The sequence below is a fragment of the Collinsella intestinalis genome (assembly GCF_902501455.1).
Taxonomy (GTDB): Bacteria; Actinomycetota; Coriobacteriia; order Coriobacteriales; family Coriobacteriaceae; genus Collinsella; species Collinsella intestinalis.
In genome coordinates this window covers 243,297-265,888 of sequence record NZ_CABWIC010000011.1, presented here as the reverse complement: position 1 = coordinate 265,888, position 22,592 = coordinate 243,297, and the positions used below count along the sequence as shown (strand labels likewise).

At 62.2% G+C, this 22,592-nt stretch carries 18 protein-coding genes; 6 read left to right on the top strand and 12 right to left on the bottom strand.

What is annotated here, in order from left to right:
- The first annotated feature begins 98 nt into the window (after positions 1 to 98).
- From AOBCEHNH_RS06130 to AOBCEHNH_RS06115, 4 genes are all read left to right on the top strand, one after another.
- Positions 99 to 3,173, top strand: coding sequence for an insulinase family protein (locus tag AOBCEHNH_RS06130; protein WP_152063579.1), 3,075 nt, complete (start codon positions 99 to 101; stop codon positions 3,171 to 3,173).
- The gene (locus AOBCEHNH_RS06125; protein ID WP_152063578.1) at positions 3,166 to 3,723 is read left to right on the top strand and encodes a DNA-deoxyinosine glycosylase; all 558 of its coding nucleotides are present in this window, start codon (positions 3,166 to 3,168) and stop codon (positions 3,721 to 3,723) included. Before AOBCEHNH_RS06130 ends, AOBCEHNH_RS06125 begins: the two co-directional genes overlap by 8 nt.
- Before the next feature lie 93 nt (positions 3,724 to 3,816).
- Positions 3,817 to 4,590 carry a 5-formyltetrahydrofolate cyclo-ligase gene (locus AOBCEHNH_RS06120; RefSeq protein WP_152063577.1) on the top strand — a complete coding sequence of 258 codons (774 nt, stop codon included), beginning with the start codon at positions 3,817 to 3,819 and terminating at the stop codon, positions 4,588 to 4,590.
- A 127-nt stretch (positions 4,591 to 4,717) separates the two neighbouring features.
- Positions 4,718 to 5,899 carry a PDDEXK family nuclease gene (locus tag AOBCEHNH_RS06115; RefSeq protein WP_152063576.1) on the top strand — a complete coding sequence of 394 codons (1,182 nt, stop codon included), beginning with the start codon at positions 4,718 to 4,720 and terminating at the stop codon, positions 5,897 to 5,899.
- 573 nt (positions 5,900 to 6,472) lie between these two features.
- Here AOBCEHNH_RS06115 and AOBCEHNH_RS06110 read toward each other — a convergent pair.
- The 3 genes from AOBCEHNH_RS06110 to AOBCEHNH_RS06100 are packed head-to-tail and all read right to left on the bottom strand — an operon-like array spanning position 6,473 to position 9,699.
- Positions 6,473 to 8,659, bottom strand: coding sequence for an FtsX-like permease family protein (locus tag AOBCEHNH_RS06110; RefSeq protein WP_152063575.1), 2,187 nt, complete (start codon positions 8,657 to 8,659; stop codon positions 6,473 to 6,475).
- Positions 8,649 to 9,509, bottom strand: a complete 861-nt coding sequence (locus tag AOBCEHNH_RS06105) for an ABC transporter ATP-binding protein (protein WP_006723285.1) — start codon at positions 9,507 to 9,509, stop codon at positions 8,649 to 8,651. Before AOBCEHNH_RS06105 ends, AOBCEHNH_RS06110 begins: the two co-directional genes overlap by 11 nt.
- Positions 9,510 to 9,540: 31 nt before the next feature.
- Complete coding sequence (locus tag AOBCEHNH_RS06100; RefSeq protein ID WP_169302870.1) at positions 9,541 to 9,699, bottom strand: hypothetical protein; 159 nt, start codon at positions 9,697 to 9,699, stop codon at positions 9,541 to 9,543.
- Positions 9,700 to 9,860: 161 nt separating this feature from the next.
- Here AOBCEHNH_RS06100 and vsr point away from each other — a divergent pair, with 161 nt between their 5' ends.
- A complete protein-coding gene (gene vsr, locus AOBCEHNH_RS06095; protein WP_152063574.1) occupies positions 9,861 to 10,691 on the top strand; it encodes a DNA mismatch endonuclease Vsr in 831 nt (276 codons plus the stop codon).
- A gap of 70 nt (positions 10,692 to 10,761) precedes the next feature.
- Positions 10,762 to 11,016 (top strand): hypothetical protein, encoded by a 255-nt coding sequence (locus tag AOBCEHNH_RS06090; RefSeq protein WP_006723288.1) that lies wholly within the window; start codon positions 10,762 to 10,764, stop codon positions 11,014 to 11,016.
- A gap of 55 nt (positions 11,017 to 11,071) precedes the next feature.
- On the opposite strand, the gene nhaA is transcribed toward AOBCEHNH_RS06090, so the two are convergent.
- From nhaA to AOBCEHNH_RS06045, 9 genes are all read right to left on the bottom strand, one after another.
- Positions 11,072 to 12,436, bottom strand: coding sequence for a Na+/H+ antiporter NhaA (gene nhaA, locus AOBCEHNH_RS06085; protein WP_152063573.1), 1,365 nt, complete (start codon positions 12,434 to 12,436; stop codon positions 11,072 to 11,074).
- A 239-nt stretch (positions 12,437 to 12,675) separates the two neighbouring features.
- The gene (locus AOBCEHNH_RS06080; RefSeq protein WP_152063572.1) at positions 12,676 to 13,701 is read right to left on the bottom strand and encodes a LacI family DNA-binding transcriptional regulator; all 1,026 of its coding nucleotides are present in this window, start codon (positions 13,699 to 13,701) and stop codon (positions 12,676 to 12,678) included.
- 61 nt (positions 13,702 to 13,762) lie between these two features.
- A complete protein-coding gene (locus AOBCEHNH_RS06075) occupies positions 13,763 to 15,574 on the bottom strand; it encodes a glycoside hydrolase family 98 domain-containing protein (protein WP_152063571.1) in 1,812 nt (603 codons plus the stop codon).
- Between the two features lie 36 nt (positions 15,575 to 15,610).
- Positions 15,611 to 17,932 carry a glycoside hydrolase family 95 protein gene (locus AOBCEHNH_RS06070; RefSeq protein WP_152063570.1) on the bottom strand — a complete coding sequence of 774 codons (2,322 nt, stop codon included), beginning with the start codon at positions 17,930 to 17,932 and terminating at the stop codon, positions 15,611 to 15,613.
- A 92-nt stretch (positions 17,933 to 18,024) separates the two neighbouring features.
- Entirely contained in the window at positions 18,025 to 18,855 is an 831-nt protein-coding gene (locus tag AOBCEHNH_RS06065; RefSeq protein WP_226803324.1) for a PTS system mannose/fructose/sorbose family transporter subunit IID, read from the bottom strand.
- Entirely contained in the window at positions 18,852 to 19,643 is a 792-nt protein-coding gene (locus AOBCEHNH_RS06060) for a PTS mannose/fructose/sorbose/N-acetylgalactosamine transporter subunit IIC (RefSeq protein WP_152063569.1), read from the bottom strand. The genes AOBCEHNH_RS06065 and AOBCEHNH_RS06060 overlap by 4 nt, the downstream gene beginning before the upstream one ends.
- Positions 19,643 to 20,125, bottom strand: a complete 483-nt coding sequence (locus AOBCEHNH_RS06055; protein WP_152063568.1) for a PTS sugar transporter subunit IIB — start codon at positions 20,123 to 20,125, stop codon at positions 19,643 to 19,645. The genes AOBCEHNH_RS06060 and AOBCEHNH_RS06055 overlap by 1 nt, the downstream gene beginning before the upstream one ends.
- Positions 20,116 to 20,781, bottom strand: coding sequence for an L-fuculose-phosphate aldolase (locus AOBCEHNH_RS06050; RefSeq protein ID WP_152063567.1), 666 nt, complete (start codon positions 20,779 to 20,781; stop codon positions 20,116 to 20,118). The genes AOBCEHNH_RS06055 and AOBCEHNH_RS06050 overlap by 10 nt, the downstream gene beginning before the upstream one ends.
- A gap of 13 nt (positions 20,782 to 20,794) precedes the next feature.
- Positions 20,795 to 22,579, bottom strand: coding sequence for an L-fucose isomerase (locus AOBCEHNH_RS06045; RefSeq protein ID WP_152063566.1), 1,785 nt, complete (start codon positions 22,577 to 22,579; stop codon positions 20,795 to 20,797).
- Between the last annotated feature and the right edge of the window lie 13 nt (positions 22,580 to 22,592).

The window sequence follows — 22,592 nt, the reverse complement described above, 5'->3', positions numbered from 1 at the left end:
TGATTCCCCGACAACGATACCGTAAGCGACCGGAAAACGTGAGCGTGCGCCGAGTGGGTATACTGGGCGCAGCAATCAACCTCCATAAAGGAGCCCATATGAACCAACCCTCCCCCGCCCGCGAGCACGCCCGCGCCACCCTGCCCGCGGGATCGACCATCTCCGGTTTCGACGTCACGTCCTGCAAGGTGCTTCCCGAGCTCGATGCCGACGCCTACGTGCTGCATCACCGCGCCTCCGGCGCCCGACTGCTCTATCTCGCATGCGAGGACGAGAACAAGGCGTTCTCCATCGCATTCAAAACGCCGCCCACCGACGACACGGGCGTCTTTCACATCCTCGAGCACTCGGTGCTGTGCGGCTCTACAAAATTCCCGGTGAAGGAGCCGTTCGTGGACCTCATCAAGAGCTCCATGCAAACGTTCCTGAACGCCATGACTTATCCCGACAAAACCGTCTATCCCGTCGCGTCCACCAACGAGCAGGACCTGCTCAACCTCATGGACGTCTACATGGACGCGGTGCTCAACCCCGCCATCTATACCAAGCGGGCGATTTTCGAGCAGGAGGGCTGGCACTACGAGCTCGACGTCCCCGAGGGCGCGCCTCTCGCGGCGGGCACCCTGCGCTACAACGGCGTGGTTTTCAACGAGATGAAAGGCGCGCTCTCCGATCCGATGAGCGTCCTCGACGACGCGGTCAACCGCGCGCTGTTCCCCGACACGGCCTACGCCTGCGAATCGGGCGGCGATCCGCGCGCCATCCCGCAGCTCACCTACGAGCAGTTCCTCGACACGCATGCACGCCACTACAACCTCGCGAACAGCTATATCGTGCTCTACGGTGACATGGAGGTCGAACGCGAACTCGCATTCCTGGATGAGCGCTATCTGGGTGACGGGGCCCGTCTGCGCGACGAGGCCGAGCGTGCCCGTGCGCTGCAGACCGCCCGCGATAACGAGGCCGATGCGACGTCCGGTTCCCATTCGACCGATGGTGCCGCAACGACGGGCGAGCCCAACCCGCTCGTGCGCCAAAACCCCCTCGTCTGCGATTACGAACGCGTCGAGATGGCCACCACGCCGGACAACGCGCTGGTGGGCATGGCCTACGTGATCGGCGATGCGGCCGATCGCAAGCGCCTTGTGGCAGCCGACGTTCTCATCGACGCGCTCATGGGCACCAACGAGGCCCCCGTGAAGAAGGCCATCCTCGCAGCCGGCCTGGGCGGCAACGTGGTGAGCTACACCTCCGGCGATCTTTTGCAGCCGCACACGCTCATCATCCTGCAGAATGCAAAACCCGAAGTCGCGCGCGAGTTCCGCCGCGTCATCGAGGACGAATGCCTCCGCCTGGTGAAGGAGGGCATCCCGCGCGAGCGCCTCGCGGCCATCCTCGCCAACGAGGAGTTCGACCTGCGCCAGCGCGACTACGGCTACGCCGATGGCGTCGCGCTCGCCTGCGACGCGCTCGGCACCTGGCTCTACGACGACGCCGACGAGGCCGCCACGCGTGGCATCGAGTACGGCCCCATCTACGAGGAGCTCAATCGCGAGCTCGACGGGACCTACTTCGAGGACCTGCTGCGTGAGCTCGTCCTCGAGAGCAAGCATCGCGCGCTCGTCGAGCTCGTCCCCGTGGCCGACGACGCCGCGGCCTCGCGCGAGGAGGAGGCCGAGCTCGCCGCGGCCAAGGCGGCCATGGACGATGCCGACCTCCAGCGCATCGTCGAAGACGTCGCCGCCCTGCGCGAGCGCCAGGAGGCCGAGGACGCACCCGAGGCCCGCGCCACCTTGCCGCGCCTGCACGTGAGCGACATCGGCCCCGCCCGTCCGGAGCCGCAGCTCGCCATCGACAAGCAGACGCCCATCCCCTGCCTGCGCCACGACTTGCCCACCCACCAGCTCGCCTACGCGCTCACCTACTTCGACCTCTCCCGCCTCTCCTTTGCCGAGCTGCCGTATGTGACCGTACTCACGCGCCTCATGAACCAACTCGCCACCGAGCGCATGACCGCCGGCGAACTCGACAGCTACGTGTGCGCCAACCTCGGCTTCCTCTCCTTCACAACCGAAGTCGCCACGCAGCCCAACTGGAAGCTCGCGAATCCACGCCTGCTCGTGTCGGCCGGCGCGCTATCCGAGAAGATGGACGCGCTCGCGCGCATCCCGCGCGAGGTCTGGTCCGAAACGGTCTTTGAGGACACCGAGCGGATGCGCGATGTCCTCACGCAGACGCGCATCGGCATGGAGCAGAGCTTCCTCATGAACGGCCACAGCGCCGCCCTCGCCCGCGCCATGTCTTACGGTTCGCCGGCCGCCGTGCTCACCCAGCAGCTCTCCGGCGTCGACTTCTACCTGTTCCTGCGCGATTTGCTCGACAACTTCGACGATCGCAAGGAGGGTCTGTGCGAGACCCTGCGCGAGCTGCAGGCCCGCATCTTCACCTCGACCGGCACCGTTGCGAGCTTTACCGGCAGCGACGAGGATTATCTACGCTACTGGAGCGCCGCCGGCGATCTGGGCCTCAGCCCCCGCACCGCGGCCACCAAGGAGCTCTATGTACCCTGGCCCGAGGACAAGCGCGAGGCCTTCATCATCCCGAGCGACGTCACCTACCTCGCACGCGCCTGCGACCCGCGCACGCTCGAAATCGAGACCGACGGCACCTGGAGCGTCGCATCCAACGCGCTTTCGTACGACTACCTGTGGAACGAGATCCGCGTAAAGGGCGGGGCCTACGGCTGCGGCTTCCGCTCCCCCAGCCCGCGCCATGCGAGCTTCTACACCTATCGCGACCCCGCCATCGACCCGTCCCTCGCCCGCATCGAGGCCGCGGGCGATTGGCTCGCCTCGTTCGACCCAGACGTCGACACCTTCGAGGGCTTCATCGTGAGCTGCGTCTCAGGGATGGACGCGCCGCTCAAGCCGTACACGCTCACCAAGCGCCGCAACGCCGAATACTTCTGCAAGACGCCGAGCGGCAAGCGCGCCGAGCGCCGCCAGCAGATGCTCGAATCCACACCCGACGCCCTGCGCGCGCTGGCAGCGGACATCTCGCGTATCGCACGCGAAGCGCCCGCTTGCGTGTTTGCCGGACGCGAGGCGATTGAGGCGAGTGAGGTGGACTGGAACGTCGTCGAGCTCATGGGGACTGACGAAGCCGATGAGTGAGGCCGCAAAAGAAGGGGGCCTCCAGGACGGGGCGGCGGCCGCGCGCGTCGCCCATACGCTCGGCCCGATATTCGATGAGCGGTCGCGCGTGCTCGTGCTCGGGACCATGCCCTCGCCCCGCTCGCGCGAGGTCGGTTTCTACTACGGCCACCCTCAAAACCGCTTCTGGCGCGTGATGGAGCGCCTGCACGGCCTTCGCGATCACGAGCTCATCGATAACGACGCGCGGCGCGCGTTCCTGTTGGCGCACCGCATCGCGCTGTGGGACGTCTTGGCGGCATGCAACATCGCTGGGGCGAGCGACGCAAGCATCGCCAACCCAGAACCCAACGACCTCTCGCGAATCCTCGATGCCGCCCCCATCGAGACGGTTTGCACCACCGGCAGCAAAGCCGCCCAACTCTGCCGCCGATTTGACGGACCTGTGCTCACCCAACGCGGGATCGAACTTGTCGAGCTTCCCTCCACCAGCCCCGCCAACGCCCGCATGCGCCTGGACGACCTCGTCGCCGCGTATCGCGCGAGCGGGGCTTTCGGCGAGACGGCGTGATTCCGTCCACCCGAATCGCATGACGCGGCGGCACCCAACGTCGGCCGCCCACGCGGTAGAATGAAGCAATGAGACGTCGAGAGGAGCCGCACCATGGCGACTGCAAAGCAAACGAAAAAAACCACCGTTGCGCCCACGACGGCAAAATCGCAGGATGACACCGCGCGGGAGATTCTCGACCGCAAGGCCGACGTGCGCCGCGCCGCACTCACGACGCGCCAGGAATTGCGCCCCGCCGCCCGCTCCAACAAATCGCGCGAGATCTGCAACAGCCTCATCGAAGAGCTTCGTTCCAGCGGCATCAAGGGAAAGAACGGGCAGCCGCCAACCCTGGCCGTCTACGCCGCCTTGCGTTACGAGGTCGACCTCGACCGCTTCATCCGCGGCGCCTATGCCTACGGATACCGCATCGTATTTCCGTGCATGATCCCCAACGCAGCGTCCGGCGCCATGTGCATGCGCTCCGTCTCCTGCAATAACTACCTTGGCGGCAACGTGCCGTTCATCGTCGACCCGCGCAAGCCCTGGGGCCCGGCCGTCACCGAGGAGCATCAGGTCCTCACCAGCACGCGAGCCGGCGCCACGAGACGCTTCATTCCCTCACGCGTAAAGGGCAGCGTTCCGCCCAAGGATGACACGCGCTTCCCCGTCGTGCCGCCGTCGGAGATCGACTTCGCGATCGTCCCCGCCGTCGCCTTCGACGCGCAGGGCAATCGCCTGGGCTACGGCCGTGGCACCTATGACCGTTACCTGCCTCAGCTGCGCGAGGACTGCCAGGTACTCGGCGTCGCGTTTGCCGAGCAGGAAGTCGAGCAGGTCCCCCGCGACGAACACGATTGCTCAATCGCGCGGTTCATCACCGCATAGACGCTTGCATGTGACGCGCCCAGTGCTTCCCCATCCGGGTTTTCCTGACCCATATCTGACCATATAACTGCAGGTAGAGTACCATATCACGAGTTGATTATTATCTCAGCCCTGTTATCGTTGATCCATGGATGCGATCATTTGCGACATATCGGCCTGGGAGTACTGGCGCACGCCGCCAGCCCTGCGCAATGTCGAAATTCCAGTCGACATCGCCCGTGCAAAAAAGCCCGACGGCCTCGGGCTGGAATGGCTCTCAGAGATACCGCGCCTGAACATTCGCCCTTTTGACGCTAGCATTCGCGAAAGACTTCTCACCGACCTCAAGGGCGTGACGAAGCCCGTGCACATCATGCTTCCCGAATCCACGCGGTACTCCTCCGATTTCATAGTCGCACACCGCGTTCCTCGGGACCTGCCCTCGTCATGCGTCGTTGATCTTGGCAACAATCTAGGCGTTCTCTCTCCCTCCTACCTGCTCGTCAAAGCCCCGCGCAAAACCGACCCGATCGCCCTCGCGCTCGCCATGTTCGAAGCTTGCGGCATATACGCCGTCTCTCCGACGAACGAGCGCATGGCCTTTGCTTTTGACCTGCTCAGACGGGAGGGCGGACTTAAAGAGAATGGGCCGCTCAACCCCGATGTCAAAATCTGCGAATACTACGACGCCGACGGCAAGCGAACCTCTTTCCTCGATAGCGAAGGCGAGCAGCTCCCCTGGAGCATCTGCCTCCCTTCAGGCAAAATGACGTCAACCCTTTGGAAGCGCCCGCCGCTCACAACGATCGAACAACTTACCGAGTTTTCAGCCAGCCTTCAGGGAAAAACAAGCAATCGCACGGTATCACGGGCATTGAGCCTCGCCTTGGATGGATCTGCCTCGCCACTCGAATCAAAAATCGCCCTGTTTCTTACCGCTGATATGCGTTTTGGCGGTGAAGGCTGGCCCAAACCGCAGCTCAACCAACGTATCAACTTCGATACCGCGGCGCTCAAGCTGGCCTATCAAGGCCATTGCGTTGTTGACCAGCTGTATCCAAGCACCATGGGCGTTGTCGAGGTAAACGGCGAGGGCTTTCATTCGGACGACCTGACGTTCAAAAAGGAGACGGGCCGCACCGCGGCGCTCGAGAGCATGGGCTATAGCGTTGTCTCTTTCACCTATGATCAAGTCTCGGATTTGGAAAAGTACGACTCGCTTATCGCGCAGCGCGCGGAGACGCTCGGGTTAAAACTCGCAAATCGAACCGCGAGCTTCCTCGATCGACGAAATACGCTCCACGGAAAGCTGTTCCCCGCATCGAGGTAGCGCGCAGGAAGCCCCTGGGCGAATCCGGAAGTCGCGAAAATCATAAGTGTACGTTTTGGGGAACGTTTTGCGCTCTTTTCATCAAGCTGACGCGCAAGAGCCAACAAAACCGCAGGTCGCGAAAAGCCAGTCTCGAAGCAAAGAGCCTCAGAGAACAAAAACCTTCCCCAAAACGTACACTTATATTTTTTGACGCCCTATTTTGCATCGAATCGAGGGGCGCGGGGGCCGGCGGCCCACATGCTGATCGCCGCCACAGCCCCCGTGGTCAACATGGCGATATCCAATATCCCCCCAAACACTTCCAGAGAATCCACAATCACAGCTTGCACCTCCCTATTCAACTGCGTAAACACCTGCTGTCGATATTCCAACGACCGTTTTCATTTGCCCTTACGGCACCCCCCGATCGGCAAAAACGACGGGAAAGGACGCTGTCACGTCCTTTCCCGTCTCGATGGCACAGTCAACGTGAATGTCGCCGTTGCCGTCTCACGGCGAATACGCACGGCGAACGGTCAACACCTGCACTTTGCACAAGCACGCATCGCTCGGCCAGCTTGTGCGATGCCGTTAATGAGCATGCCTCACGCGTATCGCGTCGGACACGATCCCCTTGCTCATGAAATACGTGACCATAAAGTAGCCGCCATAACACAACAGGAAGATCGCACAGGTCGCAGCTACCGTCATGCCAATCGAAATACCGCCGAACAGCGCCACAATCTCGATGACAACGTGCAGCGCCACCATCGAATGTGCGACGCCCATAATCAACGGGAACACGAAGAACACCGTCTGCTGCGCCAACATCGAACGCACGATTTCATGACGAGAAGTACCCAGCTCGGAGAGGATGCGGCAGTTCTTGCCGGAATCGGCGACGCTCGAAAGCTGCTGGATGGTGAGGATGGCGGCGCAAGCAATGACCAGGACAAATCCGATATAGATCGCCAGATAGCTGATCAAGCCGTTCATCGTGTTCGTGCCCTCGTAATTCTGGATGCGCGTCGTCTCCATGCCCCACAAACCGACCTCGCGGCCGTTCGCGTCGCACAGGTCCGGCGCCCACCCGCGATCGGTGCGCACGTAACCCTCGGTCTCCTCGTATGTGAGGCCCTCGCGATAGTCGCCCAGTAGGTAGCTCGAATACAGCGGCAGGTTCGCGCGCTCAGCAACCGCATCGGGAACAATGATCGTTCCGGAATTGCTGCCCATGCTCGAATCGGCAAACGTGCTGGCATCCTCATCGACCTCTTTGGCCTTCGGGTGCAGCGTCACATCGCCAAACGGAATGGCAACGTCCTCGCGCATGGCCGCGTCGTACACCTTGTTCACCGTCTCGCCCATGTCGGACGTGAGCAGGTACCCATCCGAGCCCAAATCGACCTCGCCCAGCCCGCGGAACGCACGATAACGGTTGTAGTCGCTCTCTTTCATGACCTGCAGACCCATGACGTTTGAATTCGCGCTCCCGGTACCGACCGGCAGCGGCATGTCGACCGCATCGCACAGCTGGTTGAGCGTGACAATGGGCTCGCTTCCCCCGCGAGGCGTGGAATCGTAGCCTTCCACCTGCACTCGCTTACCGAGGATGCTATCGAGGTCGAACGCCTCCTCGTTGGCAAGGCCGGAGTTCACGCGGTCGCCCTTGCTCAGTTCCACGATGTCGAACGGCTCCTCCGCGATCCCCATGGGGCGATCGGAGTCGTAACTGTTCTCCAGCGTCCTCTCGCCGTAGTAAATCACGATGCGCGAGTAATCCGCGGGGTTGTTGCGTTCCACGCTCGTGTTCATCACGTTCGCGATAGACATGCCGCCCGTGACGCTCGTGATCGCGAGGAACAGAATCATCGAGATCATGGCCATAGAGAAGCTGACCGTGTTCACCTTGGCAGAGAGCTGACGCAGCGTGAACATGTTGAGTCCGCGCCAATACAGGCCCTTCGCACCCTGCAGCACCCTGAGCAGAAAACCCGAGAGGCCAAAGAAGAACAGGATTGTTCCCGCCACCACAATACCCGTGGTAAGGGAGAACTGGGCCATAGCCGCGTCCATCTCATTGGCCGGCGCGTCAACCGGAAGACCGTCGCGCAGCAGGCGGTAGTACGCAACACCGATCAAGACCGCGCCCAGCACGAATATCACGGCAGACAGCATCGGGTTGCGGGTCTTGATGGCCTCGTTCTTACGGCCGGCGCTCATGAGGTCGATGATGCTCGTCCGACCCACCACGAGTAGGTTGAAGGCAAGCGTCACCAGGAAGATGACGAGCAGGCACCCCACTGTGAGCGTGAACGCCTGCATGGAGAAGAAGAAATGGAAGTTCGCGATTTGCGTCTTGAAGATTGACGCCGTGAAGAACGTCATGAGCTGGGAGACCCCGACGCCGAACAAAATGCCCAGCACGAGCGCTGCGCCGGAAACGATGGCCGTCTCGAGGGCCATGACGCGGGCCACCTGTCCACGGCTCATGCCGAGCACCTGGTAAAGACCGAACTCCTTCTTGCGGCGCTTCATGATGAAGCCGTTCGCATACACCATCAAAAAGCCCATGACGGCGGCGAGGAAGAGCGTCAGCCCCGAGAAGATGCCGCCGAGCAGCTGCGACAGCGCCTCTTCCATGGAAACAAAATCGACCTGAATGGATATGGTATTGAACGCATAGAACACCGATACGGCAAGTGTGAGCGTGAGGAGATAGACCAGGTAGTCCTTGCCCGCACGGCGCACATTGCCCCAAGCGAGCTTACAGAGCATCGGAGCCCTCCCCTCCCATCATGGCGACGACCTCCATGATGCGGTCGAAGAACTCGCGCCTCGGGCTGTCTCCGCGGCGAAGCTCGGTGAAAATGCGGCCGTCGCGGATGAACAGGACGCGGTTGGTATAGCTCGCGGCGAAGCTGTCGTGCGTGACCATGAGAACGGTTGCCTGATACTGGCGGTTCATGGTCTCGATGCTCTCGAGCAGCAGGCGGGCGTTCTTGGAATCGAGCGCGCCGGTGGGCTCATCGGCCAAGATGATAGCCGGGTCGGTCACCAGGGCGCGGGCCGCGGCCACGCGCTGCTGCTGGCCGCCGGACATCTGATACGGATACTTGTCGAGCACCCCGGCGATATCCAAACGCTGCGCGACCTGCTCCACCCGGGCAAGCGTCTCCTTAGCGGGGACGCGGGCGATGGTGAGCGGCAGGGCGATGTTCTCGCGGGCCGTCAGCGTATCGAGCAAGTTGGAGTCCTGGAAAATGAAGCCCAGCTGCTCGCGACGGAAACGCGTGAGCTTGGCGTGCTTCATGCGCGTGACGTCGGCACCGTTGATGACCACGTTGCCGCTCGTCACGGTATCGATGGTGGACACGCAGTTGAGCAGGGTGGACTTGCCGGATCCCGAGGCGCCCATGATGCCCACGAACTCGCCCTTGTCCACCGCGAAGGACACATCGGCCAACGCTCGCGTCACGTTGTTGCGGCTGCCGTACACCTTCTCGACGTGATTGACCTCGAGCACGGGCACGCCCGCTCGCACGGCGGCACCGCCGGCGACGCTCACGCCCGGGACCTGGGGTTCCGCCATATGGGCGCCGTTCTTACCAAATGCCATCTCAATCATTCCTTTCACAAGCTCTCGATGCGAGGCGAACTTATTGGCCAACCATGGCGAGCAGTGCGAGCATAACGCCCGCGAGCACCGCCATCACGCACAGCCATACGGTCATCTCGACCTGGGACATACTCGCGTTGACCATCGCCGCGTCACCCTGAACGAGCTCGGGAGCGAACTGCGTGTTCATGGATTTCATCGTAATCTCCTTTTCTCGCTGCGCCACGCGGCGCCTCGCTTCTTCGACCCCTATACTGGCAGGGCGCCCTATTGGCAACCATCGATTTGGCTTACGAGCCGGTTGCATTGTTGTAAGGTTGCCCGTACGGCGCGACGATTATGAGAAGGCGAGGTGGCAGCATGAAGACCGTCCGTGTGGCAGCCGGAATCATCCAGCGCGACAACGAGGTCCTGGCCGTGCAGCGCGGCTACGGCGAGATGGACGGGCTGTGGGAATTCCCCGGAGGCAAGATCGACGCAAGCGAGACCCCCGAGGAGGCCTGCCTGCGCGAGCTGCGAGAAGAGCTAGACGTACGCATCACGAGCCTGCAGGACTTCTACACGCTCGAATACGATTACCCCGACTTCCATCTCTCCATGAACTGCTTCCTGTGCCACTTGGACGAGGAGAGCGGCGAACCCGCGCGCAACGATCACCAGCGCGATATGCGCTGGGTGCACAAAAGCTCGCTGGCGACCCTCGAATGGATGCCCGCCGACATCGAGCTCGTCAACATGCTCGTGCGCATGGGCGAGGAAGAGGAGCAGGCGCTGGTGAAGCGCCGTGCAGCCGTGCGCAAGTCCATGCAGGGCAACAAGCGCCGCGACACCAAACCGGAGCTCCTCGTACGGCAGCGTCTGAGGGCGGCCGGCCTCACCGGCTACCGGCTCGACTGGGCCAAGGCACCCGGCCGGCCCGACATCGCCTTCCCCGGGCGCAAGATCGCCATCTTCGTCAACGGGTGCTACTGGCACCGTTGCCCGCACTGCAACCCCAGCATGCCGAGCAAAAACGTCGAGTTTTGGGAGGCGAAGTTCCGTCGCAACGTCGAGCGGGACAAGCGCGCCCTCGCCGAGCTCGAAGAGCTGGGGTGGTGCGCCATCACCATATGGGAATGCGAGCTCAAGCGCGACCGCATCGACGAGACCATGGAGCGCGTGATCGAAGCGATACACAAAGCCTCAAATTAGGGACAGTCCCTAATTTGAGGCTTAACGCGCCCGACGACGCAATCCGAGCCCCCATCGAGTAAGGAGCCCCATGCATATTGGAATGTTTCAAGCCGAGGAATTCGGCGACCTGCAGCGCCTGGTGGACGGCCTGTTCACGGGGCGCGAGACGATCGATCGCCTCGATCTCATTGTCCAGGCCGAGATCTTGGACCTTGCACCCGACCTGCTCGAGATCGTGAATCTCGTCCCCCCGGGGACCTACAATCGCACTCGCCTGTGCGACCAGATCAACTCCGCGCTCGCCGCCCACGGCTGGGGCGCCACATACGGCACGGTGGAATAGGCGCCCCGAACAAAGCATGAGGCCTCAATGCGGGACCTCAATTTAGGGACTGTCCCTAAATTGAGGTTTCGGGGTCCGCTTTCTTTTTGCACACCGCGCTCATGAACATCATGCCAAGGACGGCCGCGCTCACCGACCCAGCCAGAATGGCGGCTTTCGCAGCCAGGACCTCGTACGGCTCAGTCGGGAAGGCCAGGCCGGCGATGAGGATGGACATCGTGAATCCGATACCTCCCAGAATGCCCACACCCAGGATATGAGCGCCCGTCACGTTCTTGGGCATGTCGGCGATACCGCTGCGCACCAGCAGGAACGTCACACCCACAATACCCAACGGCTTGCCCAACAGCATGCCAAAGTACGTACCCATGGCAACGGGGTCAAGCGCGAGCTGGACCAAGTCAACGCCGACGAGACGCACCTGCGCGTTCACAAAGGCAAAGATCGGCAGGATGATGAAGTTCACGGGCGTGTGGATCATGCGCTCCAGGCGGACCAGCGGCGGGGACACGCGGTGCATCACGCGCTCGGCACCAAAGGTGGCGCTGGTGAAGTCGTGCTGGTCGAGGATGTGTGCATCGTCATCGTAGCTGTCGACCATGTCGGGCATGTAGCCGCGCAGCCAATCGGTCAGGTTGTTCAGGCGCATCCCAGAACGCGCGGGGATGGTAAAGGCAAGGATCACGCCGGCCAGCGTGGCATGCACGCCGGACTGGAACAGGCTAAACCACAGAACCAGGCCTCCGACCATATACGGAGCGAGGCGGAAATGCTGCGTCTTGTTGAGCCAGAACAGCACGGCCGTCACCACGACGGCGCACCCGAGCCAGAACAGATTGGGCGCGTGACCGTAGAAGATCGCGATTGCCGCAATGGAAATCAAGTCGTCGGCAATGGCGAGCGTGGAGAAAAAGACACGGACACCGGTCGGAACGCGATCGCCAAGCAGCGAGAGCACGCCCAGGGCGAAGGCGATGTCGGTCGCCATGGGGATGGCCCAGCCATGCATCGCGCCGCCCTTGTTGAACAGCGCGTAGATGATGGCGGGCATAACCACGCCGCCCACCGCGGCAAGCATGGGGAGCAGGGCCTGACGCGGACGACGCAACTCGCCGACGGTCATCTCGTACTTGAGCTCAATGCCCACGAGCAGGAAGAAGATCGCCATGAGGAAGTCGTTGACGAAGACCTCGACCGAGATCGCCACGGTGAGCTCACCGATGCCCACATGGATCGGCTCCATCAAGAAATGGTGGATCACCTCATAAGCATCTGTGTTGGCACAGATCACTGCTGCAATGGCGGCAAGCACCATCACGGCGGCGGCAACGGTGCCGTTCTCAAAAATGCGCTGCCACGTGTCGCGGCGCTCGATGCGCTTCCTCTGCTTCTCGGTAAACAGCTGCTCGCGTGCGTCCATGGCGCTCCTTGTCTCTTCACTGCGCGCATGCCAAGGCGCGCCCCTCGCGAGACGACCCCACGCGCGCATGGGTACGAAAAAAGCGGCCGCACCACATGCGTGATACGAACCGCTTTTCTATCAAACACGTATGGTCCTATGGTACCCAACGGTTACATGCGCCTAAAAAGAGCAGAGGGTCGGCTACAGACCGAATCCAAAACTCGGCGACAAATGTAAGCGTTTTGCCCACTGCGCCCTTAGTCAGTAGCGCAGGAACCCTGCTCCTCTTGCAATCCGCCCATGATCGAATCGGTGACGTTCACCGAACACGACAGCGTGCGAATGCCCACGTCGGTGTGAGCCCCATCCAACCTCGAGCACATAAGGGAGGCGACCATATCAATGATCTCCCCCATGGGCTGGCGCACCACGGCCAGCGCCGGATGCATCACGTCGCTGAAATCGAAATCATCGAAGCTTGCAAAACCGACATCGACACCCGGCCGCAAGCCTCGGGAATTGATCGCCTTGAGCGCTCCGAGCGCCAGGTAGTAATTACAGGCAAACAGCGCGCTTACCTCCCCGTCATCGAGCAGGGAGCACGCCGCGGCATATCCCTCCTCCTTAGAAGGGGAGCACAGCCGGACGTCCTGGGTGCACGCCGACATGCCGCGGGCCTCAAAGGCATCCGCCCATCCCTTGAGGCGGCGGCGGCCTACGTAAGTCTCCTGCGACGGTGCGATCACGCCCACGCGTCGATGCCCGGCATCGAGCATGGCGCCCACCATGGAAGCGGCGCTCGTGGCGTTATCGACCACAATCGAATCGACCACACCGCTTTCCACGGGATTGTCCACGACGATGACGGGGATCCCAACGGTCTCGAGGAACTCGAGGTGCTCCGCATCGACTTCGGAGAGAAAAATCACGAGACCGTCGACCAGACGGCGCTTGAGAAACCGCACCTTCTCTTTCAAAACCTCCACATCGCCGTGGAAATCGATGAACAGCGACGAGTATCCCTGGCGTTCGAACGCCGTCTCGAGATTGCCGATGCTCGAGCTCACAAAGACATTCGCCGCGCTGGCAACCAAAACGCCGATCGCATAGGTCCTTCGCGTGGTCAGGGCACGGCCGATCAGATTGGGATGATAGTCCAACTCCGCAACCGCACGGGCGATGGCTTCGGCGTTATCCTCCCTGATCTTGACACCGTTGAGATATCGGGAGACGGTGCCGACCGAAACGCCCGCACGCTCCGCAACCTCTCGTATGTTCGCCATGCCCCACTCCTCGTTCCTGTTCCAACTGCGGATTATCCTACTTCAAAGATGAACGGGTCCCTCACTCGCCCGATGCGCTCTTCGCACGCATCAGAATACGGACCTCTCCATTGTGTCTGAGGGTGACCGTGAACGTCCCCTCCGCCTCGTTCCAAGACTCCTCGTGCGTGAACGCATGGCCGTCCCCCGTGAAATCGACCATGGGGCGCTCCCTGCCCACGCCCCGCAGCACGAACTCGGTGACACGTCGCTCCGAGTCGGCGGGACGAACGCAGTAATTCGCGCTCAGCCAGTCCGTGAGGTCGAGCTCCCCCTGCTTCCAACTCTCGGATGCATCGAAATTACCCTCGAGCTCCCACATCGCGGTCTTGTCCGTCACATAGTTTTGCACGGTGACCATAACGACATACGGCGTCTCCTGCACAATGGCATACGAATGCGGTTGTAGCGTCGCCTCCACAGATGAGCAGCCGTTGACCAACAGCGGGAGAACCGCCTTCTGCGCCTTGTTCTCATTTGCGTTGCTGTTGTACGCGCACCAAGAGTCTCCGACGCGCTGGGCGAAGGCATCGCCCTCGGAGGCAATGGTGTAGAGAGAATCCAGGTACTCCTTTTTGCGCGCCAACTCCGCGGACTTCTTGGTGAGAATCGCCGCACCGGGGAAGAGCCGCTTGATGGCCGTCTCATCCACGCGACTCATAATCACCGGCAGGACATGATACCGACCGGAATCGTAGAGCGGCAGGGACTCGTCGTCCATGTTCAATCCGCTATAGAAATCGGGAACGGCCTCGATGCCGCCATCCCTCTCCCAAAACACCGCCTTGGTTCGGGAAAGGACGGCATCGCGAGAAGGCGCGGGGTTCGCCACGGCGAAGCGGAAGAACGGGACGATCGCATCGAGGTACGCCGGTGTGGGAGCGTCATTGTCCAAAAAGGTGTAGGCGGCGCATTCAAAGTTGTAAACGGTGCCGCCGTTGGCATATACGTTAAGCATCTCGCAGGCGATCATAGCCTCGGGCTCGCTCGCATACGAACGCATGTCGCGCGGGCGGGCGCCGACGGGATCGAACGGCTTCGTGAAGTGCTTCTCCCACCATTTCCAGGTATCCATGGAAGCACCCCAATTCTCGCAGATTCCGGTGAGCCACATGCCGTTGACGATGCCGTCCGTCGATGCGTTGTCGCGAATGGGGGTGTTCTTCGTTGCGATGACGAGGTTCTTGGAGTACTTGACGGCAGCCTCTGCGAACGCCTTGTTCGACATGACGCGCTGCCAGAACCAGTTCTCATGATCATGCCAGATGAAATGGCCGCCGTATCGCGCGCACACCTCGAGGTACTTTGCCGCGTTTGTCGGCAGATCATCGTTGTAGATCCAGTAATTCTCGATGTTCATCGCGCCTCGCAGCACCGAATAGGTATCAAACTGCTCGGCAAGCCATTCAGCGGGGACGGTCTGCCGCTCGCCCGCGCTCATGATGACGATGAACACCGGGATGTCCATGCGCTGCGCCTCATCCAACATATGCGTGTACCATGCGCGGAGCTCCGGTGTGTCCCTCGGAATGCAACTGGTGGGCTTGCACACCTTGGCGGGATGGAGCTCGATGGCGGCATATGGCTTGATATCGTCCGGGACGGCGGCCCAGGCGCCCTCGAGGGTGTTTCCCCACCACAGCGAATCGGGGGTATTCCCATAAACAGCCGAGAGCAGTAGCGGAGAGGCGTTGTTGATCGTCGTCCTCATCGCCGACGCTCGAGCGGCCGCCGGGGCATCATCCGCCCGGGCAACGCCGGGCAGCGCCGTTGCGGTGACGGCTCCCAGGGCCGCCGCCGCCGATTTGATCGCTTGCCTTCTTGTGACATCCATCGTCGATTCTCCTTAGTCGACAAAGGGCCTCGCGCGCTAGAACTCCCTACAAGCGCGCCCATCGGAACCGATTTCCAGCGTCTCGGCGAGCTCTGCGCCAGATGCCGAACGGCCGGAAGGAACCCAATAGGAAAAAGACGCACCGGGGTCGCCCGCAACTTCGAGGCGGCGCAACACACCCTCAGACCACACGGCAGAGACCTTGAAACCGCCTCGCGCGCGCAATCCGGAGAAAGAGCCGCTCGGAAGCCCATCCGGGAGGGCGGGCAAGATGCGCACTTCATCACCGTTGCTTTGAAGCAGCATCTCGCACACGCCGCTGGTGAACCCCAAGTTGCCGTCGATCTGGAACGGCGGATGGTCGGAGAAGAGATTGGGCAGCGAGCAGTGGGCGAGCATGCCCGTCAGCTCATCCATGCATGCGTCTCCGAGCCCCAGTCGCGCATTGAAGTGAACGAGCCACGCCGAGCTCCATCCCGTGCGGGTGCTCGCATGCAACCCCGCGCCTTTCCAATCGCCAATCGCCGTGTCGCGCGCACCGGGATCGAGGTACCCCGCATGGGACGTCCGACGCCCGATGGTGCGCCGACACGCCTCGGCAAGCTCGGGAGTTCGGCGTACGTCGAACTCGTTGCCCGGATACAAGCCGAACAGCGGCGAGATGTGACGATGGCCGACCTCCACCTCCTCATAGTCCTCCATCCATTCCTGAATCTGCCCATGGGAGCCGATCCTGGTGGGCGGAAGGCGGCGCGAGAGCGCGGCGGCGCGTTCGGCGAAATCGGAGTCATCGCCGAGCACGCGGGCTATGTCCACGCAGCAATCGAAGAAGAACCGTAGGATCTGGTTGTCGATGGACGGTGAGAGGCAGACGTTCGCCTCCGTGCCATCGGGCAGGCGGTATTTGTTCTCAGGGGACGCCGAGGGGCCGGTCACCAGATAACCCCGGTACTCGAAGAGATAATCCTCGAAGAACAGGAGCGCCTCCTTGAACATATCGAGATGGTCGGACAACACCGACTCGTCGCCGAAGAAGCGATAGTGCTCCCAAACATGCGTGAGCAACCATGGCACGGTAAGCGGCCAGACCGCCGCGCCGATGGCATGGGACTGCGGAGCCGTGTCCGCAAAACCATCCGTGTTGTGATGGCAGGTGAACCCGCGGGCGCCGTACATGACCCGAGCCGTTCTGCGACCGGGCTCGCGCATCCGCTCGAGCAGGTCGAACAGGGGAAGTTGGGCCTCGGGCAGATCGGCGGGACCGCACATCCAGTAGTTCATCTCGGTATTGATGTTGATGGTGTATTTCGATCCCCAGATAGGATCGATGTCCTCACACCATATGCCCTGCAGGTTGGCGGGCAGGCCACCCGGCTGGCTGGAGGAGATAAGCAGGTAGCGACCATAATCGAATGCCAGGTTGAGCAGATAGGGAACGTGCTCCCCCCGCCCCACGCACGCGATCAGCTCATCCGTCGCAATCTCCCCGGCGTCGGCGCGTTCGCTCCCAGAGGCCACGTCCAGGGAGACGCGGTCGAACTGCTCGCGATATGCGGCCGTATGCGAAGACAGCTCCGCTTCGTAATCAAGGGAGGACAACCCCTGCAGGCGGATCGCCGCATCGGGCTCCACATCGGGCCCCCTCCAATAGTCCGTCTCGGACACCAGGGCGAAGACGACCTCGGACGCATCGTCCACCACGATGGTCTCGCCGAGCACGCGCACGGTGCCGTCGCAGGAAATAGCTCGCAGCCCCACTTCAAAACCCACGCCGGCGGCACCGCCCGCATGGGCGCTCATGACGATGCCGTCACCCTGGAACTGGCGAACGCGGTCGTTGAATCGCTTGCAGCGGCCGAGCGTGGCCCGTAGGGCCATGGATCCCGGCCTTGAAGACGTGAACCGCGCGAACAACACGTTCTCGGAGAAACTCGTGAAGTACTCGCGCGTGTAGGCGACGCCGTCGCACTCAAACCTCACACGGCTCACAGCGCCATCCAAGTCCAGCTCGCGTTCATACGCGGAGCACTCATCGAATGAGACCCCGGGCTGCTCCACGAACAACTCGCCAAGTACCTCGTAATGACTCTGATCGCGGGGCGTGGCGAACATGGTCATGGCGACAAGGTCTTCAGCCGCCCCGACGTCCCCCTTCGCGAGCAGCGAGCGAATCTCGTCAAGGTGCGAGGCGGAATCGGGGTTGTTCCGGTCCGCGGGCCCGCGGTACCAGATGGTCTCGTCATTCAATGACAGCTTCTCGGATTCGACGCCGCCGAACACCATGCCGGCGATATGGCCGTTGCCGATCGGGAGCGCCTCGTTCCACGTGGACGCGGGAGACGTGTACCACAGTCGCATGTTTCCTCCTTGCGGGCATGGGGCGCCCCGCCCACACGGCGGGACGCCCCCGTTGAATCGCCGGCCGCCTCTGCGCCACCGGCAAAAGCGGGCTACGCCACGGTCAGCACACCCAGCGCGGTGAGTGCCACGGCAGCGACTAGCGTGACCACGATCAGGAAGACCGGGCTCTTGCCCTTGCGCACCAGGTAGCACATGAGCAGCGTCAAGAGCATGGGGATGACACCGGGAATCAGGCCGTTGATGAGCTCTTGCACGCTCACGACGAGCTCGCCCTGCGTGAACTGAAGGCCGAAAGTGACACCAACCATCTGCGGGATCAGGCCACCCACGAGCACCAGGCCCAAGGCGATCGCCATGTTGGTGATCGTGTCGAGCGTGCCTCGCGCGGCGCTCTCCTGGATGAACTTCGAGCCGCTGGAGTAGCCGAACTTAAGGCCGAAATACTTGAGCGGCACGTTGATGATGTTGATGAGCGCCAAGGCGATGAGCACACCGAGCAAGCCGCCCTCGGCGGAATACGATGCGCCGATGGAAAAGCAGATCGGCACGAGAGTAAGCCAGATAAGGGAGTCGCCGATGCCGGCGAGCGGTCCCATGAGGCCGACCTTGATGCCGCTGATGGCACGGCCGCCCGCGTTGCCCTCGTTCTCCTCCATCGCCGCCGCGACGCCGCCGATGAACGGGGCCGCCGTTTGGTGTGTGTTGAAGAACTCGAGATGGCGCTTCATGGCCTCGGACATCTCGGGCGTATCGTTCTTGTAGATCTTCTTGAGCGCCGGGACCATCATGTACAGGAAGCCGAGGTTCTGCATGCGCTCGTAGTTCCAAGACGCACCGTACATGAGGGCGCGGCCGAACATCTTGTTAAGCACGGAAGGGGTGATGGCGTTCTCGCTCATCTGGGTGTTTTGAGTACTCACAGGTCATACACCTCATCATCATCGTTGGAGGGAGAGACGGTTGCGGGGGCGGGGTTCTCGGGACCGAACCCGTTGCCGAGCATGACGGTCAGATAGGCGACCGCGATGCCGACGAACGTGATGCCGATGGTGGACATGCCCAGGTACGCGGATGCGATGAAGCCGACGAGCAGGAAGACCCACATCTTCTTCTTGAGCATCATGTTCAGGAGCATGCCGAAACCGATGGCGGGCAGCAGGCCGCCGGCGACGTTCAGGCCCTTCATGATGACCTCGGGGATCATGTCGAACAGCGACTGGACGTACTCTCCGCCCACGAGGACCGCCAGGAAGATCGGCACGACCTTGAATAGGACGATGATGCCGAGGGACGCGTACTGGTACAGACCGATCTTGCTGATGTCGCCGCGCTCAGCAGCGGCATCGGCCTTCTTCACGAAGGCGATGTCGGCGGTCTTGGCGAGGACGTCGAGCTGCTGGGTCACCACGGCGACCGGAACGGCGATGGCGATGCCGGCCGTCGCGCCCTGACCCGAGAGAATACCCAGCGCGGTGCCGACGATGGCTCCGGAGATGGTATCCGGCGGGGTGTAGCCGCCGATGCCCGTCACGCCGAGCCACATGAGCTCAAGCGAGGAGCCGATGATCACGCCCTGGGTGATGTCTCCCAGAACCAGGCCGGTAAGCGTGCCCGTGACCAGCGGTCGATGAATCATGAACAGGGGGCCGTTGTAGTCGATCGTGGCGATGATGCCGACGAGTGCGACGAGGAGAGCTTGCACCAACATCACTCATTACCTCCAATGTAGTCTTGCATCTTGGAAATCTTGTCCGTGGGGACCATCTGGATCTCGACATCGACTCCCGCGTCAATGATCTTCTTGAAGTAAGCGCGATCCTCTTCCGTCACCGCGACGCCCGCGGTGATCTTCTCGTTGGATTCGGTCTTGCTCATGTTTCCGACATTGAGGAACGGGATCTCAACACCTCCCTCGATGCACTCGTACACTTCCCGGGGATTGGTGAACAGCAGCATGGTCGAGCGTGTCACCGGGGACTTCTTGAGCACCTGGATGAGCTTCTCGGGGCTGAAGAACACCACGCGAAGACCCGAGGGAGCCGCCAGCTTGAGGATCATCTGGCGCGTCTTGTCCTCCTCGACCTCCTTGCTCACGATGATCGCCTGCTCGATGTCGTGGCGCTTGAGCCACGTGGTGACAACCTGCCCATGTAGCAGACGGTCATCGATGCGAACGAATTTTATCGACATGATTCCTCCTTGTATTCGGTCTTCTGCCCGTACGTCTTGAAGCGCACGAGCATGTCTTCCATCTCCGACAGAGGCAGCTCGACAGGCGTCCCCACGCTCTTCGCGATGCAGTGCACCTGCGCGCAGTACTCGACCTCCTCGATGATGTTGAACGCATTGAGCAGGTCGTTTGCACCTGCGAGAATGCCGTGGTTCGCCAAGAGCACCGCACGGCGGCCCTCCATCGCGCGCACTGCGTTGTGAGCGAGCTCGGGAGTGCCGTACGTCGCGTATTCGGCGACCGGGACATCCACACCGGCCACGGCGACCATGTAGTGCGTCGCGGGCAGGGGCTCGCGCAGGCAGGCCATCACCGTGGCATACATCGTGTGCGCGTGAATCACCGCGCTGATGTCCGGACGGGCGAGATACGTCTCGAGGTGCATCTGCCACTCACTCGAAGGCGTGCGGGAGCCCTCGATCACCTTCCCCCGCGAATCGAGAACGACGATATCGCTCTCGCGAATATCGAAGAAGTCGATACCCGAGGGCGTGATCGCCATGCACCCGCTTTCACGGTCGAACAGGCTCAGATTTCCGCCTGTTCCCTTGGTAAGGCCCGCCTTAACCAGCTTCTTACCGTACTCAACGAGCGCGGCTCGATCGAAATCGGCCATACCAACCTCCTTTCTATCCGCGATACAGCGGTCCCATGGCATTGCAATACGCCAGGTCCGCCGCCTCGAGGTCCTTCGTGCCGAACCCGTCAACCATCGACGGCCTGAACAGCCGGTCGCTCTCAACGTTGTGCAGCGTCACAGGGATGCGAAGCATGCTCGCGAGCGTGATGAGGTCGGCGCCGACGTGGCCGTAGACCGATGCGCCGTGGTTGGCGCCCCAATGGTTCATGACGTCCCATACGGACTCGAACCCCGGGGCTCCCAGGCGCGGAGCGAACCATGTCGTGGGCCACGTCTTGTCCGTGCGGTCGTCGAGGGTGCGATGGATATCGTCGGGCAGGACGCAGGTGTGGCCCTCGGCTATCTGCAGCGTGGGGCCAACCCCCGCGACCATGTTCAGGCGGATCATCGTCAAGGGCATCTCACCCGCAGTCTTGAAATGGGACGAGAAGCCGCCGCCGCGGAAATACTCGTAATTTGCGCGACACCAATCCGTGGCCTTGAGACAGGAATCGATGTCGCCTTCGGTCATCTCCCAGAACGGCTTCATGACCGAGCTCCCATCGCCATCGAGGACGGCGCCGGATGCGTCCAGCGCGGTCGCACCCGAATTGATGAGATGCAGGACGCCGTGCGCCGCGCGCCCCTCAAGGCGCTTGCCGCACACGCGCTCCACGGCCTCGGGGCTCCAATAGGTGCGAACGTCCGAGAACACGGGGGCCGTGTTGGTGAGCAGGGTCCCAAGGAGCATCGACGCACCGTTGAGTGTGTCGTTCTCAGTCGCGAATGCCGTGGGGCGACGCGCGCCGTTCCAGTCAAAGGTCGAGGTGAGGATCGCCTCGGCAAAATCTCCGTTGGGAAGCCAGTCGGTCCACTGGCGCTGTCCCTGGAAGCCTCCGGCGATCGCATTGCGGCCGCGGGATTCCTCGAGCCACCCCATATCGGCGAGCCTGGGGTTGCCGAACAAGATGTCGCGGATGATCACGACCTGGCGGGCAATGAAATCCCAATCCTGATCGGCGGGCACCACCTTGGAGGCCGTGATCACCTCCGGCAGATCCTTGCCGGCATTGATGTCAACGCCCTCCGGGCACTTCTCCTCGATCCAGGCGCGGGCGCGACCCACCTCATCCTCGTCGTAGATTCGCAGCGCCATGCGGCGCAAAATCTCGGTCATATCGACAAACTCGACGGACATCCCCAGGTACTTCTGGAAGAATTCGACGCTCACCTGGGACCCTGCGATACCCATGGCGCTCGCGCCGAGGTTCACATAGGCTTGACCGCGCATCTGGCCCACGGCCATCGCCGCGCGGGCGAATGCGATGATCTTCTCCGCCACATCGGACGGGATGCTCTTATCATCCGCATCCTGCACATCATGGCCGTAGATCTTGAACGCCGGGAGGCCGCACTGGGCATGAGCCGCCATCGCGGCCGCCAGGTACACGGCGCCGGGGCGCTCGGTCCCGTTGAAGCCCCAGACCGCCTTGATGGTCATCGGGTCAAGGTCGAGCGTCTCGGTGCCGTAACACCAGCACGGCGTGACCGTGAGCGTCGCGACCACGTTCTTGTCGAGAAACTCGCGGCGAACGGCCTCGGCATCGGCTCGACCGCCGATTGTGCGAGACGCCACCACGCACTGCACCGGCTCTCCGTCCGCGTAGCGCAGCTCGCCCTCGATAAGAAGCTTCGCCGCCTCCGCCATGGCCATCGTCTGCGCCTCGAGCGATTCGCGGACCCCACCCTGGCGCCCATCGATCGCCGGCCTGATTCCTATCTTGGGATAGTTCATCTTTTTCTCCCTT

What these genes read in the sequence shown, in the direction of transcription:
- AOBCEHNH_RS06130 (WP_152063579.1), top strand. Translation starts at nt 99, where the DNA reads ATGAACCAACCCTCCCCCGCCCGCGAGCACGCCCGCGCCACCCTGCCC.
- AOBCEHNH_RS06125 (WP_152063578.1), top strand. Translation starts at nt 3,166, where the DNA reads ATGAGTGAGGCCGCAAAAGAAGGGGGCCTCCAGGACGGGGCGGCGGCC.
- AOBCEHNH_RS06120 (WP_152063577.1), top strand. Translation starts at nt 3,817, where the DNA reads ATGGCGACTGCAAAGCAAACGAAAAAAACCACCGTTGCGCCCACGACG.
- AOBCEHNH_RS06115 (WP_152063576.1), top strand. Translation starts at nt 4,718, where the DNA reads ATGGATGCGATCATTTGCGACATATCGGCCTGGGAGTACTGGCGCACG.
- AOBCEHNH_RS06110 (WP_152063575.1), bottom strand. Translation starts at nt 8,659, where the DNA reads ATGCTCTGTAAGCTCGCTTGGGGCAATGTGCGCCGTGCGGGCAAGGAC.
- AOBCEHNH_RS06105 (WP_006723285.1), bottom strand. Translation starts at nt 9,509, where the DNA reads ATGATTGAGATGGCATTTGGTAAGAACGGCGCCCATATGGCGGAACCC.
- AOBCEHNH_RS06100 (WP_169302870.1), bottom strand. Translation starts at nt 9,699, where the DNA reads ATGAAATCCATGAACACGCAGTTCGCTCCCGAGCTCGTTCAGGGTGAC.
- vsr (WP_152063574.1), top strand. Translation starts at nt 9,861, where the DNA reads ATGAAGACCGTCCGTGTGGCAGCCGGAATCATCCAGCGCGACAACGAG.
- AOBCEHNH_RS06090 (WP_006723288.1), top strand. Translation starts at nt 10,762, where the DNA reads ATGCATATTGGAATGTTTCAAGCCGAGGAATTCGGCGACCTGCAGCGC.
- nhaA (WP_152063573.1), bottom strand. Translation starts at nt 12,436, where the DNA reads ATGGACGCACGCGAGCAGCTGTTTACCGAGAAGCAGAGGAAGCGCATC.
- AOBCEHNH_RS06080 (WP_152063572.1), bottom strand. Translation starts at nt 13,701, where the DNA reads ATGGCGAACATACGAGAGGTTGCGGAGCGTGCGGGCGTTTCGGTCGGC.
- AOBCEHNH_RS06075 (WP_152063571.1), bottom strand. Translation starts at nt 15,574, where the DNA reads ATGGATGTCACAAGAAGGCAAGCGATCAAATCGGCGGCGGCGGCCCTG.
- AOBCEHNH_RS06070 (WP_152063570.1), bottom strand. Translation starts at nt 17,932, where the DNA reads ATGCGACTGTGGTACACGTCTCCCGCGTCCACGTGGAACGAGGCGCTC.
- AOBCEHNH_RS06060 (WP_152063569.1), bottom strand. Translation starts at nt 19,643, where the DNA reads ATGTTGGTGCAAGCTCTCCTCGTCGCACTCGTCGGCATCATCGCCACG.
- AOBCEHNH_RS06055 (WP_152063568.1), bottom strand. Translation starts at nt 20,125, where the DNA reads ATGTCGATAAAATTCGTTCGCATCGATGACCGTCTGCTACATGGGCAG.
- AOBCEHNH_RS06050 (WP_152063567.1), bottom strand. Translation starts at nt 20,781, where the DNA reads ATGGCCGATTTCGATCGAGCCGCGCTCGTTGAGTACGGTAAGAAGCTG.
- AOBCEHNH_RS06045 (WP_152063566.1), bottom strand. Translation starts at nt 22,579, where the DNA reads ATGAACTATCCCAAGATAGGAATCAGGCCGGCGATCGATGGGCGCCAG.